Consider the following 13,944-nt stretch of genomic DNA (forward strand, 5'->3'; position numbering starts at 1 on the left):
GGAAATCTGGATGACTAAGACGATTGAACTTGTTTTCGATTTTGTAAGTCCGAATGCCTATCTGATCTGGCAACCGCTAAAGGCAGTGGCCGAAAAACACGCTGCGACGATCGAGGTGATTCCAGCATTTCTCGGTGGAATGCACAAGCTAACGGGCAATGCGCCACCTTTCATCCGCGACGCCGAAGTGAAGGGCAAAAATGCGTATGCGATGCTGGAGATGAATCGCTTCATTGCCAAACATGGCTTGACCAAATTTCAGATGAACCCGCATTTTCCTTTCAAAACGATAAGTTTGCAGCGAATGCTTGTCGCGCTGGAACCGGAAAAACGTGCCAAATTTATCGAAACCTTGCTGCCTGCAATATGGGAGCAGCAATTGGACGTGACGGATACGGAAGTGCTCTGCAAAATCCTTGAAGACGCTGGTTTTGATGCGCAGGAGCTATTTGCAAAGACGCAGGATCCGGCGGTCAAACAGGAACTGATGGACAATGTGGAAAATGTGGTCGAGCGCGGCGCCTTTGGTATTCCGACTATGTATATCGATGGTGAGATGTATTTTGGCAAAGAGCGTTTGGGGCAAATTGACGAACAATTGGGCTCTTAGCTTATCCGTGTCATCTGTACTCTTTTGATCAGGGGCGCACGACCAAATTACCCAGATGTTTCCCGTTGAACAGCATGAACAAAGCTTCGGGAAAGCGATCAATACCTTCGACAACATGTTCGGGAAGAACAAGTTTACCAGACCGCATCAAATCGGAAATTTCTGCTATGGCTTCAGGATATTTGGAATCATAGTGGCTGACGACAAAGCCTCGCATGGATGCATTACGTTCCGCCAGTCGCAGATATAATTTTGGCCCGCGCACATCTTCCAGATGTTGATACTGGGAAATGGCACCGCAGATCACAACGCGCGCGCCTGATGGTGCCAGATTGTCGAGTATATTGTCGAGAATTTCACCGCCAACATTATCAAAAAAAACGTTTACGCCATTGGGGGCAGCCTTAGCCAATGCCTCGGCAACATCAGAGTTTTTGTAATCAATCGCAACGTCGGCACCCAAAATCTCGGTGAGATAACTGCATTTTTCTGCACCCCCGGCGATGCCAATGACAAAGGCTCCGCGTGCTTTGGCCAATTGCACGACAACCGATCCCACGGCACCGGCTGCGCCTGAGATGACCACGACATCACGCTCCTGAACTTCTCCGACAGCGATCAATCCAACCCAGGCGGTGAGCCCCGTGGTAATTCCTAGCTGCCCGGCAAAAGCAGATGGCTTTATCCCGTCCTCAGGTGCAATTTTGGTTGCTGCACCGTCCGGCAACAGCGCGTGGGTTTGCGCGGACATCAGGCCATATACCCAATCGCCGATAGCCAACGTGTCGCTAGTGGTTTCAACAACCTGGCCTACGCCTAACGCCCGGATGGTTGTTCCAATATCGCCGGTTCTATGCATCCCTTCGTCATTCAACGTTGTTCGGATCCACGCATCCATCGAAAGAGTGTCGACCTTTGCGACAACATGACCTGTTGGAATATCCTCTATGCTGACATCTTCAATGCCGAAGTCATCTATGGTCGGCATACCATTTGGGCGTTGCTTAATAAAAACTCTGCGGTTCTGAATAGCGATGGCCGAACTCCTGTCTCTGGTGACCAAGAGCCATTGCCCTTGTGGAAATGTTTTCTTGCGGCAAGTAGCATTTTGACTAGCTGGCCCACCGAGAATGAAGTTCTGTCTCCCATCTTAAAGGTAGAGAAATAGGCTTGCTCGGCCTCTATCAATGTGCTGATGGAGAACTTATGAAATCCCCCTGCACAAATATCTGCGTAATAGACCGCCCGACAGGTCTTTGCGTTGGGTGTGGTCGCAGCTTGTCGGAAATCGGAGAATGGGCGTCCGCTATTCCGGAACGCAAGCAGCAAATATTATCCGCATTGCCCGAAAGAATGTTGGCTGTTCGCAAAAGCCAACAAGTGATGGCGGCTAAGGGGAAGTCAAAGTCGCGTTGATATGTTGATTTAGCGCATCAACAAAAACACGGGTTTTGAAGGGAAGATGCTGCCGGTTTGGGTACACGGCATAAATCGCCCGGTCCTCGTTTTTAATCCTGTCCGTCAGAATGGTTTGCAGCTTTCCCGTCGCTATTTCGGAAGAAACGAGAAAATGTGCCAGACGGGCTATGCCCATATTTTGCAGAGCAGCGGCTTTAACGGTTAGACCAATTCCCGAAAATACGCTGTTGATGCGGATGGCCTGTGCTTCATCGCCATCATCGAATGTCCACTGATCGATCGTTTGACCTTTGGCATGGATCGTCAAGCAACGGTGATCGAGAAGGTCAGATGGAGTGGCGGGCGTGCCATGCTGTTCGAGATATTCGGGTGAAGCACAAATTACCCAAGGATCATCAATAAGCTTGCGGGCGATGAATGATGTTTCCACCGGCCGGTCAAATAGCAGCGCTACATCGACCCGTTCGTTCAACAGGTTGATCCCGCCATCGCCTTGTAAAAGCAGAACCGACACGTCCGGATAGTCCTGAGAAAATATCTTGAGAAATGGCACCAGAACTTGGAGGGAGAGCGCATCTGAGGCCGCGATACGCAAAACACCTTTTGGCACCGTACTCATGTTCCGTGCGGTGTCTTCGGCATCTTCTATGGCAGCTAGAATATTCTCACACTTTTCAAAAAGAGCATTTCCCGCTTCGGTCAGGGATAAGGTGCGCGTTGTTCGATTAAATAACCTGACACCGAGCCGGTCCTCAAACCGACTTATCTTTTTGCTGACGCCAGAAGATGTCAGTCCAAGCCTGCGGCCTGCCTCAATGAAACTTCCCGACTGCACGACTTCGGTAAAAACGGACATTTCATTAATGGGGTGCATGATTGGCAGTAACATTCATTGGTGAAATTTTGTCAATAATAATATTCCATAAAGTCCATTTATTCATGGCTTAAATGATCCTATTTGACTGGCGATGATAGCGCCAGATCGCCCGTAATGAACGTGATCGAATCATATTCATGGATAAGAATGCCATGATCTTCGCAGCAGCTTTTTCGGTTGCAGTGAACGGCTCGGCCTTACGCCCCCTCCCGGTCGAGCCAATTCACTGCTGACGTAAGCCAGCCAAAATCCAATATTTACGTGGGAACAAAGCATGGAAGACGAAGTGATTGCCCTGATAAAATCTGGCATGAAGTTGAGGTGCGGGCATTGCGGACAGGGCAAGCTTTTCAGAGGCTATCTGAAATTTCATGATAATTGCCCAAATTGCAGTCAGGACTTAACCGTTGCTGATACCGCCGATGGACCTGCCTTCTTCGTCGGTTTTTTCACAATGATTGTTTTTGCACCGATAATATTGGTGCTGGTCCAGTCTGTGGAAACGATACTTGCCAAGATCTTAGCGTTTATTGCGGGCATAGTACTTTGTTCGGTAGTCTGTCTAATCCTTCTGCCACCTGTCAAAGCGATATTGCTTAACCTGCAGATCAATTATGATTCGGGTGAGGGCACGGCTGATAAATAGCTTGGAGCCTGATCACTAGCGCATGATAATGAGTTTCCTGGTCTTAGGTTTTAATGAACCTCAGCACTAAATAGGCCGTTAGCGCGGCCGTCACACCTGTTGCGAAGGTACCCCATGCGATATCATAGAGGGTGATTTTGGTGGACCAGACCTTAAGCACTGCTTGGCTAGTCAAATCATAGGTTGCATAAGCAATACCACCAAATAGAGCACCGTTTAGAAGTGCAGTTGTCCATTGACCATTGGCAAGCGCCGGTTTGACTCCAAACCAGATGATCCCAAACAGATAAATGAGATAGAAAGCCAGTGCTGGTAGTTTCCGAAACTCATCTGCCATGATTTCACCAATCACGGGGCGGTAAAGGCTATTCGCCATATTACTGAGCCATAGGAAATCAAGGATACCGAAAATGATGGCGGCGATAATATAGGCGATGACAAATTGGGACATAATGCTTCCTGGTTTTGAGCGCGGCTACTCAGGCATGTTTCAATGTTCGTGTCCTGCTGACAAACGCCGCAGCAACCGATGCAACGGTGAAAGCGATCAATGCCGTTATCATCATCGCTTTGTCAGCGATTTCCGGCTCGGGAGCAAACCAATTAAATGCCTGAAAAATGATTAGCAATATGACCAGAAGAACTAAGGCCAGTTTGGAGTAGGGCGCGGTTGATCGCGTTCGCAATACGAAAAAAGCAAGTGCCCCGAAGGTAAGGAGAAGCTCCAGCGGCATGGCTATGGCTGGATAGTTCCAGAGTCCAAAGCCGAGATTAGGCGGCGATCCGATGAGCGTCAGGTCCGGTGCATGAACGAGCAGATCGAGCAGCCAGTGGGATAAGACGACAAAGCCGCCGATGACTGCGCCAGTTTTGTTGCGAGTAATCAGCCAGATGAGTAACGCAAAGCCCAAAGCCCAAACACCGCTGCCAAGCAGGCTGTGTGTATAAGGCATATCATAGAGATCCAGCGGGTTCATCGCAGTCATTCCGGGCGTGATTCGGAAATTTTCGATGCCAAAAATGGCAAGTCCAAAAAAACCGAAATCCACCAATTGTCCCGCCACGAATAAGGTACCGAGACCGGGAGCCTTGGGATGGGTTGCTGCGACCATTGCTGGTGCGAAATGCCCGATGAACATAATATCCTCCCCTATTGTGTTCGATCCTAACCGCCATAACGAAAAATAGCCAGATCGAGGCCAAGATGCTGAAACTAATTAATTAGCGCTTTCGAGGCCTTGACCGAAACCCAAAGCAGCGTCATTGGAATGTGCATGAGTGAAACAGCCCAAGATGTGTCAGACGACACCGCCAACTTGAATTTCGAGGATGCACTCAGGCGTCTGGAAGATATCGTCAGAAAGCTGGAAAGTGGCGATGTACCGTTGGATCAATCGATCGCGCTCTATGAGCAAGGCGAAAAGCTCCGCGGACTTTGTCAGAAGCGCCTGGAAGACGCACAGGCAAAGATTGAGAAAATCACGCTCGACCGCGACGGCAAGGCCCAAGGCGTCACTGCCTTTGATACGGATTAGAAGTGCCTGCCAATAATAATATGGACCTGCAGCAGGAAATGCTCCGCGTTGCTGGCGCGGTTGATAAGCAGTTTGATCTGATGCTCGCCGTGCCCGATGACGCACGCGCGCAGCTCTTTGAAACGATGCGCCACGCAGCCATCGGCGGCGGCAAAAGACTGCGGCCCTTGTTGGTTATGGCAACATCCCGCTTGTTCAACGTTGATGAAAATTGTGCCTTGCGTGCCGCTACGGCTTTGGAAGCCTTGCATGTCTATTCGTTGGTTCATGATGACCTGCCTTGCATGGATGACGATGATGTCCGGCGCGGCAAACCGACAGCCCACAAGGCTTATGGCGAGGCACAAGCGGTTCTCGCCGGCGATGCTCTTCATGCGCTGGCATTTGAATTGCTGGCTGACGAAAACACCCATCGCGATCCGTTTGTTCGTGCCGAGATGGTGGCTTGTCTGGCCAAAGCGGCTGGGCCATCGGGTATGGCTGGCGGTCAAATGATGGATCTTGTGGCTGAAACCACGACATTTGATTTGCCGACCGTGACGCGGTTACAGCAACTTAAAACCGGAGCCTTGATAAGTGCTTGTGTCGAAATCGGCTCTATATTGGGCCGTGTCCCGGTAGAAGGTCGGACAGGGTTGCGCGGATACGCCCATGATCTCGGTCTGGCCTTTCAAATTGCTGATGACATTTTGGATGTAGAAGGTGATGAAGCGTTAGCTGGTAAAGCGCTTCATAAAGATGAACAGGCGGGCAAGCAGACATTTTTGAGCCTGATGGGGTTAGATCGCGCCAAAGAACAGGCGCAAATGCTGGTCGATCAGGCTAAATCACATTTGAACGGCTATGGTGAAGAAGCTAATCTGCTTCGCGCCATTGCTGAATTTACGGTCCAACGGGACCGCTAATACTGTCCGGAATCGGACCCATTGGGGGGAGATGTTATGAGAGTTGGTGTTTATCCTGGAACTTTTGATCCCGTCACGCTGGGGCATATGGATATTATTCAGCGCGGCACGCGGCTGGTCGACAAATTGGTAATTGGCGTCACCACCAATCCGTCGAAATCCCCGATGTTTTCTTTGGAAGAGCGGCTCGAAATGGTCCGCCGCGAAACAGCCGATCTTGGCGATGCAGTGGAGGTGGTTGCCTTTAACGCGCTGCTTATGAAATTTGCCCAGAAACAGGGTGCCAATGTAATCGTTCGCGGACTACGGGCTGTGGCCGACTTCGAATATGAATATCAGATGGCAGGGATGAATCAGCAACTGAATGACCAGATTGAAACGGTGTTCCTTATGGCGGATGTGTCGCTGCAACCAATTGCTTCCAGATTGGTAAAGGAAATCGCGGTTTATGGCGGAGAGATACACAAGTTTGTGTCGCCCAAAGTATGCGAAGAAGTGGTCGCTCGCGTTTCGGAAACTGGCTTGAAGGGAGAGCAGTAATCAGGTTTTAACAAGCAGTTCATTGCGGCGAAAGCATATCTCGTCCAATAGGCAGCAATATTGAGATATTGTGATCAAGGCGATGCGCCATGATGACCAACGAACAGGTGAGTAGTTATATATGCTTAGCAAATTTATTGTTTCCTTCTTTGCTCTCGCGATGATGAGCAGCGGCGCAATAGCGCAGGAACAAACCGCTCCCGCAGAACCCGCTCCGGCCTCTGTTCCGGCGGAAGAAAATATTCTGCATCTCGATCTCTCCACCGGCGGACGAGTTACGATACAACTCTATCCCCAAATGGCTCCGAGTCATGTGGAGCGTATCAAGACGCTCACGCGACAGGGCTTTTACGATGGTATAATATTCCACCGGGTGATTGAAGGTTTCATGGCGCAAACCGGTGATCCCACAGGCACCGGTACCGGAGGTTCTGAACTACCGGACTTGAAGGCAGAATTTCATACCTTCCCGCATTTGCGCGGTGTGGTTTCGATGGCTCGCGCACAGGGGGACGATAGCGCGAATAGTCAGTTCTTCATTGTCTTTTATCCGCGCTTTTCGCTGGATAAGAAATATACAGTTTTCGGCCGCGTCTCGGCGGGAATGCAATTTGTCGATGCGATTAATCGCGGCGAGCCACCTGCGAGCCCAAGCCGGATATTGCAGGCTTCGATCGCTGCGGATGGAAAAGCGCCGCCGACAGCAGGTGCCTTTTCGCCGATGCCCGAAAAAGAAATTACGGTCGACGATCTGAACGCTCCGATTAATCCCTAGGTTTCTTCCGTGCGCGTTGATCTCTTTGATTTTGCGCTGCCGCAAGAGAATATCGCGCTAAGACCCGCTACGCCAAGAGATAGTGCACGGTTGCTTGGCGTTACCGGTTCAGGGCAATTGTCCGATCATATTGTTACAGATCTCCCGCAGCTATTGTCGCCGAATGACATATTGGTTTTCAACGACACCAAGGTAATTCCGGCACAGCTGGAAGGCCGCCGCGGAGAAGCGAAAATTGGCGCGACCCTGCACAAACGTGTCGACCTCAGGCGCTGGCAAGCCTTTATTCGCAATGCAAAAAGATTGAAAGTTGATGATCTCGTCGATTTCGGCGAGGGCGTTTCGGCCAGGGCTGAGGAAAAATATGATGATGGTAGCTTCTTGCTCCATTTCCTGGGTGAGGAACCAGTAGAGGTTCTGCTCGGAAGGGCAGGGACAATGCCGCTACCGCCCTATATTGCCAGCAAGCGTGATATAGATGAGCGCGATGTGGAAGATTATCAAACGATGTTTGCGCGCGAGAAGGGTGCTGTGGCTGCACCAACGGCTGCACTACATTTCACCGATATGCTGATGACTGCCCTGTCTGGTGCCGGCATTGGCCAAGAAACGCTGACCCTGCACGTTGGTGCGGGTACTTTCCTGCCGGTGAAGGTGGACGAAACCGACAATCATCAGATGCACAGTGAATGGGGTAAAATTGAACCCGAAGTAGCGAACCGTCTCAATGAAGTGCGCCGAAATGGCGGCCGGGTCATAGCAGTCGGGACGACGAGTCTACGCCTGTTGGAAAGTGCGACTGGCGCGGATGGCATTATCAAGCCATTTGAAGGTGACACGGATATTTTTATCACGCCGGGCTATAAATTCCGCGGAATTGATGGGTTGATGACCAATTTCCATTTGCCGAAATCGACGCTTTTCATGTTAGTTAGTGCACTAATGGGGCTTGAAAATATGCAGTCGGCCTATGCTCATGCCATTGCAAAGAAATATCGCTTCTATAGCTATGGTGATTCCAGTCTTTTGTTGCCTTGATGTTGATTTGAGGGTCGGAATATCGATCTATAGAAGTGCAGAAAGTGATCTGAATGTATCCTAGCGAAATTACTCGCGAACGTGTCGCCGATGGAGTGATCCACATATCCGGCCTGCTTGCGGTTCTTACCGGTTGCTTAGCCCTTGTGATTTATGCTGTGGCCAAATTTGACGCACCGTTGATTATTGCTTGCTCGATTTATGCTATCTGTATGATCGCTTCCTTTGGGGCGTCCGCATCATACCATCTTCTACCCCAACATCATTGGCGTAGCGGTCTGCGCCGATTTGATCATGCGGCCATTTACGCGCTCATAGCCGGAACCTTTACGCCGCTTCTTGTTCATATTGGTACCACGTTGCTCTATTTCGTTTTGGGAGCAGTCTGGACACTCGCCATTCCAGCCATGCTTTTTAAGGTTTTAGGCGAAAATATCGAGCCGCGCTGGTCTTTGGCTTCCTATATGGGGCTCGGATGGATCGGCTCCGTTGCAATGCCCGATTTTTGGTCAACACTTCCAACACCCGCTTTGGTCGCCATTATCGCTGGCGCCTTCTTTTATTCTTTCGGAACAATATTCTATGGGCGAAAGACACAGGCCTACCGATACGCTGTTTGGCATCTATTTGTCCTGCTTGGAACTGCGGCGTTTTTCATCGCAATATGGTTTGCGCTGTTTCCTGCATAATTGGTTCAAAACATTTGTCTGGCCGGTTCTCTATCATAAAAAAGGGTGGCTCAATCGAACCACCCTTTCAGATTTATCTATGTCAGAGGCTTAGCCTTCAGCAGCGACGGGCACTGGCGGATCATTGTCAGCCACTTCGGTCAGCGAACCACCCTGTGGTTCACATTCGCCTGCTTCGGTATAGGTCCAGGCATTGCCCTGATAATCTACAACAGACGTACCGGCACAGCTTGTGCCTTCGCCAGCGGCACAATCATTTTCGCCTGCCTTTGCGATGCCGAAGCATTTTTCTTTTTCAGCGGCAGCCACTTCGGTGACCTCTTCACTGGTGGCTTCAGCGCCTTCGGTTGCTTCACTTGCGCCGCCTGAACATGCGGAAAGTGCTGCGGCTGCAATCAGTGCGGTCGCGGCTGAACCTAATTTCGTTGTCTTCGTCATAAAATACTCCCGATTTTGGTCTTTGAAAAACTGTTACCATCCTGCACAGTTCATGAGGGATTCGTGCAGAACGGACCTTTGACTACACCATAAGGCAAAAAACACAAAATTCTTTGTTTTTGTGAGCCTTACTTCGTTGATTGGGATAAAATTTGATGGCTGAACGTTTTTCTTTTTCGATTGCCGCCACTGACGGAAAGGCGCGCACGGGAAAAATTACGATGCAGCGAGGAGATATTCGCACGCCAGCCTTTATGCCAGTGGGAACAGCTGCGACTGTTAAGGCGATGAAGCCGGAAACAGTCCGTGCAACGGGGGCGGATATCATTTTGGGTAACACCTATCACTTGATGCTCCGCCCGGGCGCCGAACGCGTAGCAAAACTAGGCGGACTCCATAAATTTATGAATTGGGAGCGGCCCATCCTGACGGATAGCGGTGGCTATCAGGTGATGAGCCTCTCCGACCTAACCAAAATGAGCGAGAATGGTGTTGAGTTCCAGAGTCATCTCGACGGATCGCGCCACATGCTGACACCGGAACGCTCCATGGAGATACAACGTCTACTTGGCAGCGATATCGTGATGGCCTTTGATGAGTGTACCAAAAACGGAGCGACCCGCGAGGAGGCGGTGCTGTCGATGGAACGCTCAATGCGCTGGGCCAAACGGTCTCGTGACGGATTTGACAGCGGTGAAGAGCACGCTGCGAAGGCTGCGCTCTTTGGCATTCAGCAAGGGTCGTTAGATAAGGACATTCGCTCGGATTCGGCGGAAGCGCTGATTGAAATTGGTTTTGATGGCTATGCGATTGGTGGTCTGGCTGTGGGGGAAGGGCAGGAGGCGATGTTCGGCGTGCTCGATTATGCGCCGGATCAATTGCCAGCAGATAAGCCCCGCTATCTTATGGGTGTTGGAAAGCCTAATGATCTGGTGGGGGCAGTGGAGCGCGGTGTCGACATGTTCGATTGTGTGTTGCCCAGCCGCTCCGGCCGCAATGGTCAGGCTTTTACAGCGACGGGCCCGATCAATATTCGCAACGCAAAATTTGCCGAAGACTTGGAGCCGTTGGACTCAACCTGCGCATGTTCTGTCTGTCAGACCTATAGCCGCGCCTATCTCCATCACTTGATTCGTTCCAAGGAGATATTGGGGGCGATGTTGATGACGGAGCATAATATTGCTTATTACCAATCACTTATGGCCGGTATGCGAGATGCAATTGCAAGTGGTACCTTTGCTGCATTTGCCAGTGATTTTCGCGGGAAATATCTGCAGCAATGATAAACGGTCTGCCTGAACCTACCAGCCTGAAAGATGCGATAAAACGGGCGCAGGATCACGCACCTTATCTGTGCCAGGCCATGGAGGTTCAGCCGGAGTTGACGGCGTTGCTGGCAAACGAGGATTTGGACGCGGCTTTTGAATTTGTGGATCAAGCAGGCGTTGATGCCGAAAATGTCCGTCAGAAGTTGAGGCGGGAAAAGCGAGCGCTGGCGCTTGCATTGGCTATTGGGGATTTGGCCGGTCAATTGAGTTTGACGGAGGTAGTGACACAACTGTCGGACTTTGCCGATCGCTCGCTCAATGAAGCTTTGGCGGATATTTATGCGACCCGTTATCCTGAGGCTGATCCCGCTGGTTTTGCAGTCATTGGGTTGGGTAAGCATGGCAGCCGGGAACTGAACTATTCTTCCGATATTGATCCCATCTTTCTTTATGATCCGGAAAAAATCCCGATGCGTGGTCGTGAAGAACCGAGCGATGCATCTCGGCGCATCGGTCAACAATTGGTTGATGCATTGAATGCGCGAGATGCCGATGGCTATGTTTTTCGGGTCGATATGCGGCTGCGCCCCTCGCCGGAAGTGAGTCCGGTGGCCCTGCCGGTGGAAGCGGCGATAAGCTATTATGAATCCAGTGCGCTTGCATGGGAACAGGCGGCATTTATCCGTTCCCGGTTTGCGGCTGGTGATGCTGACCTTGGTCGCTATTTTCTGGAAGCTATCAACCCGTTTATTTGGCGACGGTCTCTGGATTATGGTGCAATCCGCAATATTGGCGCAGTTTCCGTTCAAATCCGCGATCACTATGCCGCTGGCCAGAAATTTGAGCCCGGCTATGACTTGAAGCGTGGACGAGGCGGTATCAGGGAAGCGGAATTTTATGCGCAGATGCACCAGTTAATCTTTGGCGGGCGCGAACCGGCATTGCGTGTGCCAGCAACAAGAGAGGCGTTGCGCGAACTAGCGGATGCGGGTCGTATAGATGAGGGCAAGGCAAAGACTCTAGCTGAATCCTATGAACTATATCGGGTGATTGAACATCGCCTGCAGATGGTGAATGACCAGCAAACCCACAGTTTGCCAGATGAACAGGACACATTGGACCGGGTCGCTCGGCTACACGGCTTAAATGATGGGACTGACCTGCTGGCTTTGTTAGAAGGACCGGTTGAGGCAGTTGGCACCATCTATGACGAACTGATCGATTTCGATGACAGCGACACGTTGCCGCAAACCGGCCAGGCGCTTGAGGAAGCGTTAAAAAATCGGGGGGTGACGCAAACCGGTATATTCGCCGAAAAGGTCAAACGTTGGCGGAGCGGCAAAGTGACAGCGCTCAGAAGCGCTGCAGCCGTCGAATCCTTTGAGGCTGTGCTACCAGACATGATCGAAGCCATTGCTGCGTCACCAGACCCGCAACAGGCGCTTGTTCGACTGGATAGTCTGATCGACAAGCTGCCGACAGCGATCAACTTTTTCCGAATGTTGGAGGCGCGTCCGGGGCTGAGGGAAATGCTCATCCGGATATTGAGCCATGCACCGGTACTGGCTGATGAACTTTCCCGCAGAACGGAGCTGTTTGAAGGGTTGATTGATACAACCGCCCTCGATTTGCCGCCTTCGGTAGATGAACTGGCTGAGCAATTTGCGCGACGCGAAGATGGTGATGATTATCAGATGCTGCTCGACCGGGTTCGCGCCCGAGTTGGTGAGAAGCGTTTCGCGCTTGGTACGCAATTGATTGAATCACGTCACGATCCGCTGGCCATAGCGGCTGGCTATGCGCGCGTTGCGCAAGCTGCAATCCGTGTGCTCACTGATGCGACAATCTCGGAATTTGAAGAGGTTCATGGCAAGGTGCCCGGCAGCGAAATACTCATCCTTGCGCTCGGACGATTGGGAGGGGAGGCTCTGACGCACGCCTCGGATCTTGACCTGATTTTCCTGTTCACCGGCGATCATAGTGCTGAATCGGATGGCCAGCGTTCCTTGGGCGGCACGCAATATTTTAATCGCCTTGCCCAGCGCATTGTCGCGGCCCTTTCTGTACCAACTGCGGCTGGGCCGCTCTATGAGGTGGACACACGGCTCCGTGCCTCTGGCACACAAGGTCCAATGGCTGTCACGACAGAAAGTTTCTATAAATATCAAAGTGAAAGCGCTTGGACTTGGGAGCATATGGCATTAACCAGAGCGCGGCCAGTCTATGGCAGCTCTAAAGCATGCGACCAATTGCAGGACCAGATCATAGCCATATTACAGAAAGAGCGCGAGCCCGAAACGTTGCGCAAAGCGGTCCGCAAAATGCGCTTGGATATTGTCGAACATAAACCACCCAAAGGTCCGTTGGATACCAAATTGATGGAAGGCGGTCTGGTGGACTGGGAGTTTATCATCCACTTCCTGCAACTGAAAACCGGACAAGCCTTGCACCCGCAATTGGGAGAGGCCGCTCGCGGGCTCGCAGCTGGCGGGCATCTGAACGAGCCGATGGTGGCTGCACATGAGCTGATGACCCGTTTGTTAGTCGCTTTGCGGCTAATGTCGCCGACCTGTGACTATCCTCCGGAGACAAGCCGAGAGTTGATTGCGAAGGCGGCGGGGCAAGAAAACTGGGATGCCCTTTTGAACGGGTATGATGAGGCTCGGCAATGCGTTATTGAAGAATGGAATCGGCACTTGCGGCCGGACCCCCATGAAATATTAGGAGACGTTATATGATCGAAGTTGGCGAACAAATGCCGGATATGGACCTGACAGCGCCTGATGGTAGCACCGTAAAATTGTCTAATTATCATGGCAAGAAATTGGTACTGTTTTTTTACCCTAAGGCCAGCACCCCTGGCTGCACGACGGAATCAAAAGACTATTCCGCCCTTTTGCCCGAATTTGAAAAGGCTGGAGCAGCGGTTCTCGGCATGTCAGCCGACAGTCCAAAACGGCAACAGAATTTCATCAACAAGCAAGAACTGACTGTTGATATTGCTTCTGACGAAAGCACAGAATTTCTCGAAAAAATCGGCGTCTGGGCCGAGAAGAAGATGTACGGTAAAACCTATATGGGCATTATCCGATCGACTTTCCTGATCGGACCTGATGGCAAGGTGATTCAGGCTTGGCCTAAAGTGAAGGTCAAAGGGCATGCAGAAGAGGTGTTGGCAGCTGTCCAGGCTGCCTAAGGCGTCCG

17 protein-coding genes are annotated in these 13,944 nt (G+C 51.2%); 12 read left to right on the top strand and 5 right to left on the bottom strand.

Annotation, left to right across the window (positions count from 1 at the left end):
• Positions 1–10 precede the first annotated feature (10 nt).
• The gene (locus tag ABJM21_RS04590; protein WP_348300158.1) at positions 11–610 is read left to right on the top strand and encodes a 2-hydroxychromene-2-carboxylate isomerase; all 600 of its coding nucleotides are present in this window, start codon (positions 11–13) and stop codon (positions 608–610) included.
• Between the two features lie 28 nt (positions 611–638).
• Here the strand turns inward: ABJM21_RS04590 and ABJM21_RS04595 are convergent, their stop codons facing one another.
• On the bottom strand, positions 639–1,673 hold the full coding sequence (locus ABJM21_RS04595) for an NADP-dependent oxidoreductase (protein ID WP_348300157.1): 1,035 nt from the start codon (positions 1,671–1,673) through the stop codon (positions 639–641).
• 143 nt (positions 1,674–1,816) lie between these two features.
• Between ABJM21_RS04595 and ABJM21_RS04600 the strand changes: the two genes are divergently transcribed.
• Complete coding sequence (locus ABJM21_RS04600; RefSeq protein ID WP_348300156.1) at positions 1,817–2,026, top strand: DUF1289 domain-containing protein; 210 nt, start codon at positions 1,817–1,819, stop codon at positions 2,024–2,026.
• On the opposite strand, the gene ABJM21_RS04605 is transcribed toward ABJM21_RS04600, so the two are convergent.
• The gene (locus tag ABJM21_RS04605) at positions 2,001–2,903 is read right to left on the bottom strand and encodes a LysR family transcriptional regulator (protein ID WP_348300155.1); all 903 of its coding nucleotides are present in this window, start codon (positions 2,901–2,903) and stop codon (positions 2,001–2,003) included. The two genes, ABJM21_RS04600 and ABJM21_RS04605, sit on opposite strands and share 26 nt — an antisense overlap.
• Before the next feature lie 277 nt (positions 2,904–3,180).
• On the opposite strand from ABJM21_RS04605, the gene ABJM21_RS04610 reads away from it, so the two are divergent.
• The gene (locus ABJM21_RS04610; RefSeq protein WP_348300154.1) at positions 3,181–3,552 is read left to right on the top strand and encodes a DUF983 domain-containing protein; all 372 of its coding nucleotides are present in this window, start codon (positions 3,181–3,183) and stop codon (positions 3,550–3,552) included.
• 43 nt (positions 3,553–3,595) lie between these two features.
• On the opposite strand, the gene ABJM21_RS04615 is transcribed toward ABJM21_RS04610, so the two are convergent.
• Positions 3,596–4,003 (bottom strand): DUF2177 family protein, encoded by a 408-nt coding sequence (locus tag ABJM21_RS04615; RefSeq protein ID WP_348300153.1) that lies wholly within the window; start codon positions 4,001–4,003, stop codon positions 3,596–3,598.
• A 28-nt stretch (positions 4,004–4,031) separates the two neighbouring features.
• Positions 4,032–4,691, bottom strand: coding sequence for a hypothetical protein (locus ABJM21_RS04620; RefSeq protein ID WP_348300152.1), 660 nt, complete (start codon positions 4,689–4,691; stop codon positions 4,032–4,034).
• Positions 4,692–4,826: 135 nt separating this feature from the next.
• Here ABJM21_RS04620 and ABJM21_RS04625 point away from each other — a divergent pair, with 135 nt between their 5' ends.
• The 6 genes from ABJM21_RS04625 (at position 4,827) to ABJM21_RS04650 (ending at position 9,034) form a co-directional block, all read left to right on the top strand.
• Positions 4,827–5,087, top strand: coding sequence for an exodeoxyribonuclease VII small subunit (locus tag ABJM21_RS04625; RefSeq protein WP_348300151.1), 261 nt, complete (start codon positions 4,827–4,829; stop codon positions 5,085–5,087).
• 20 nt (positions 5,088–5,107) lie between these two features.
• Positions 5,108–5,992 (top strand): polyprenyl synthetase family protein, encoded by an 885-nt coding sequence (locus tag ABJM21_RS04630; protein ID WP_348300189.1) that lies wholly within the window; start codon positions 5,108–5,110, stop codon positions 5,990–5,992.
• Between the two features lie 36 nt (positions 5,993–6,028).
• The gene (coaD, locus tag ABJM21_RS04635) at positions 6,029–6,532 is read left to right on the top strand and encodes a pantetheine-phosphate adenylyltransferase (protein WP_348300150.1); all 504 of its coding nucleotides are present in this window, start codon (positions 6,029–6,031) and stop codon (positions 6,530–6,532) included.
• Between the two features lie 121 nt (positions 6,533–6,653).
• The gene (locus ABJM21_RS04640) at positions 6,654–7,307 is read left to right on the top strand and encodes a peptidylprolyl isomerase (RefSeq protein ID WP_348300149.1); all 654 of its coding nucleotides are present in this window, start codon (positions 6,654–6,656) and stop codon (positions 7,305–7,307) included.
• 9 nt (positions 7,308–7,316) lie between these two features.
• On the top strand, positions 7,317–8,345 hold the full coding sequence (queA, locus tag ABJM21_RS04645; RefSeq protein WP_348300148.1) for a tRNA preQ1(34) S-adenosylmethionine ribosyltransferase-isomerase QueA: 1,029 nt from the start codon (positions 7,317–7,319) through the stop codon (positions 8,343–8,345).
• Positions 8,346–8,398: 53 nt separating this feature from the next.
• The gene (locus ABJM21_RS04650) at positions 8,399–9,034 is read left to right on the top strand and encodes a hemolysin III family protein (RefSeq protein WP_348300147.1); all 636 of its coding nucleotides are present in this window, start codon (positions 8,399–8,401) and stop codon (positions 9,032–9,034) included.
• 90 nt (positions 9,035–9,124) lie between these two features.
• Here the strand turns inward: ABJM21_RS04650 and ABJM21_RS04655 are convergent, their stop codons facing one another.
• The gene (locus ABJM21_RS04655) at positions 9,125–9,472 is read right to left on the bottom strand and encodes a DUF2282 domain-containing protein (RefSeq protein ID WP_348300146.1); all 348 of its coding nucleotides are present in this window, start codon (positions 9,470–9,472) and stop codon (positions 9,125–9,127) included.
• 152 nt (positions 9,473–9,624) lie between these two features.
• On the opposite strand from ABJM21_RS04655, the gene tgt reads away from it, so the two are divergent.
• Genes tgt through ABJM21_RS04670 form a run of 3 tightly spaced genes read left to right on the top strand, consistent with a single transcriptional unit; the run spans position 9,625 to position 13,936 of the window.
• Positions 9,625–10,755 (top strand): tRNA guanosine(34) transglycosylase Tgt, encoded by a 1,131-nt coding sequence (gene tgt / locus ABJM21_RS04660; protein ID WP_348300145.1) that lies wholly within the window; start codon positions 9,625–9,627, stop codon positions 10,753–10,755.
• Positions 10,752–13,478 (top strand): bifunctional [glutamate--ammonia ligase]-adenylyl-L-tyrosine phosphorylase/[glutamate--ammonia-ligase] adenylyltransferase, encoded by a 2,727-nt coding sequence (gene glnE / locus ABJM21_RS04665; RefSeq protein ID WP_348300144.1) that lies wholly within the window; start codon positions 10,752–10,754, stop codon positions 13,476–13,478. The genes tgt and glnE overlap by 4 nt, the downstream gene beginning before the upstream one ends.
• Positions 13,475–13,936: a peroxiredoxin gene (locus tag ABJM21_RS04670; RefSeq protein ID WP_348300143.1), complete on the top strand. Its 462-nt coding sequence runs from the start codon at positions 13,475–13,477 to the stop codon at positions 13,934–13,936. Before glnE ends, ABJM21_RS04670 begins: the two co-directional genes overlap by 4 nt.
• Positions 13,937–13,944 lie beyond the last annotated feature (8 nt).

The organism is Parasphingorhabdus sp. (assembly GCF_039977335.1).
Taxonomy (GTDB): Bacteria; Pseudomonadota; Alphaproteobacteria; order Sphingomonadales; family Sphingomonadaceae; genus Parasphingorhabdus.

Excerpts from the sequence above, each read along its gene's own strand:
- ABJM21_RS04590 (WP_348300158.1), top strand. The coding sequence starts at position 11 with ATGACTAAGACGATTGAACTTGTTTTCGATTTTGTAAGTCCGAATGCC.
- ABJM21_RS04600 (WP_348300156.1), top strand. The coding sequence starts at position 1,817 with ATGAAATCCCCCTGCACAAATATCTGCGTAATAGACCGCCCGACAGGT.
- ABJM21_RS04605 (WP_348300155.1), bottom strand. The coding sequence starts at position 2,903 with ATGCACCCCATTAATGAAATGTCCGTTTTTACCGAAGTCGTGCAGTCG.
- ABJM21_RS04610 (WP_348300154.1), top strand. The coding sequence starts at position 3,181 with ATGGAAGACGAAGTGATTGCCCTGATAAAATCTGGCATGAAGTTGAGG.
- ABJM21_RS04615 (WP_348300153.1), bottom strand. The coding sequence starts at position 4,003 with ATGTCCCAATTTGTCATCGCCTATATTATCGCCGCCATCATTTTCGGT.
- ABJM21_RS04620 (WP_348300152.1), bottom strand. The coding sequence starts at position 4,691 with ATGTTCATCGGGCATTTCGCACCAGCAATGGTCGCAGCAACCCATCCC.
- ABJM21_RS04625 (WP_348300151.1), top strand. The coding sequence starts at position 4,827 with ATGAGTGAAACAGCCCAAGATGTGTCAGACGACACCGCCAACTTGAAT.
- ABJM21_RS04630 (WP_348300189.1), top strand. The coding sequence starts at position 5,108 with ATGGACCTGCAGCAGGAAATGCTCCGCGTTGCTGGCGCGGTTGATAAG.
- coaD (WP_348300150.1), top strand. The coding sequence starts at position 6,029 with ATGAGAGTTGGTGTTTATCCTGGAACTTTTGATCCCGTCACGCTGGGG.
- ABJM21_RS04640 (WP_348300149.1), top strand. The coding sequence starts at position 6,654 with ATGCTTAGCAAATTTATTGTTTCCTTCTTTGCTCTCGCGATGATGAGC.
- ABJM21_RS04650 (WP_348300147.1), top strand. The coding sequence starts at position 8,399 with ATGTATCCTAGCGAAATTACTCGCGAACGTGTCGCCGATGGAGTGATC.
- ABJM21_RS04655 (WP_348300146.1), bottom strand. The coding sequence starts at position 9,472 with ATGACGAAGACAACGAAATTAGGTTCAGCCGCGACCGCACTGATTGCA.
- glnE (WP_348300144.1), top strand. The coding sequence starts at position 10,752 with ATGATAAACGGTCTGCCTGAACCTACCAGCCTGAAAGATGCGATAAAA.
- ABJM21_RS04670 (WP_348300143.1), top strand. The coding sequence starts at position 13,475 with ATGATCGAAGTTGGCGAACAAATGCCGGATATGGACCTGACAGCGCCT.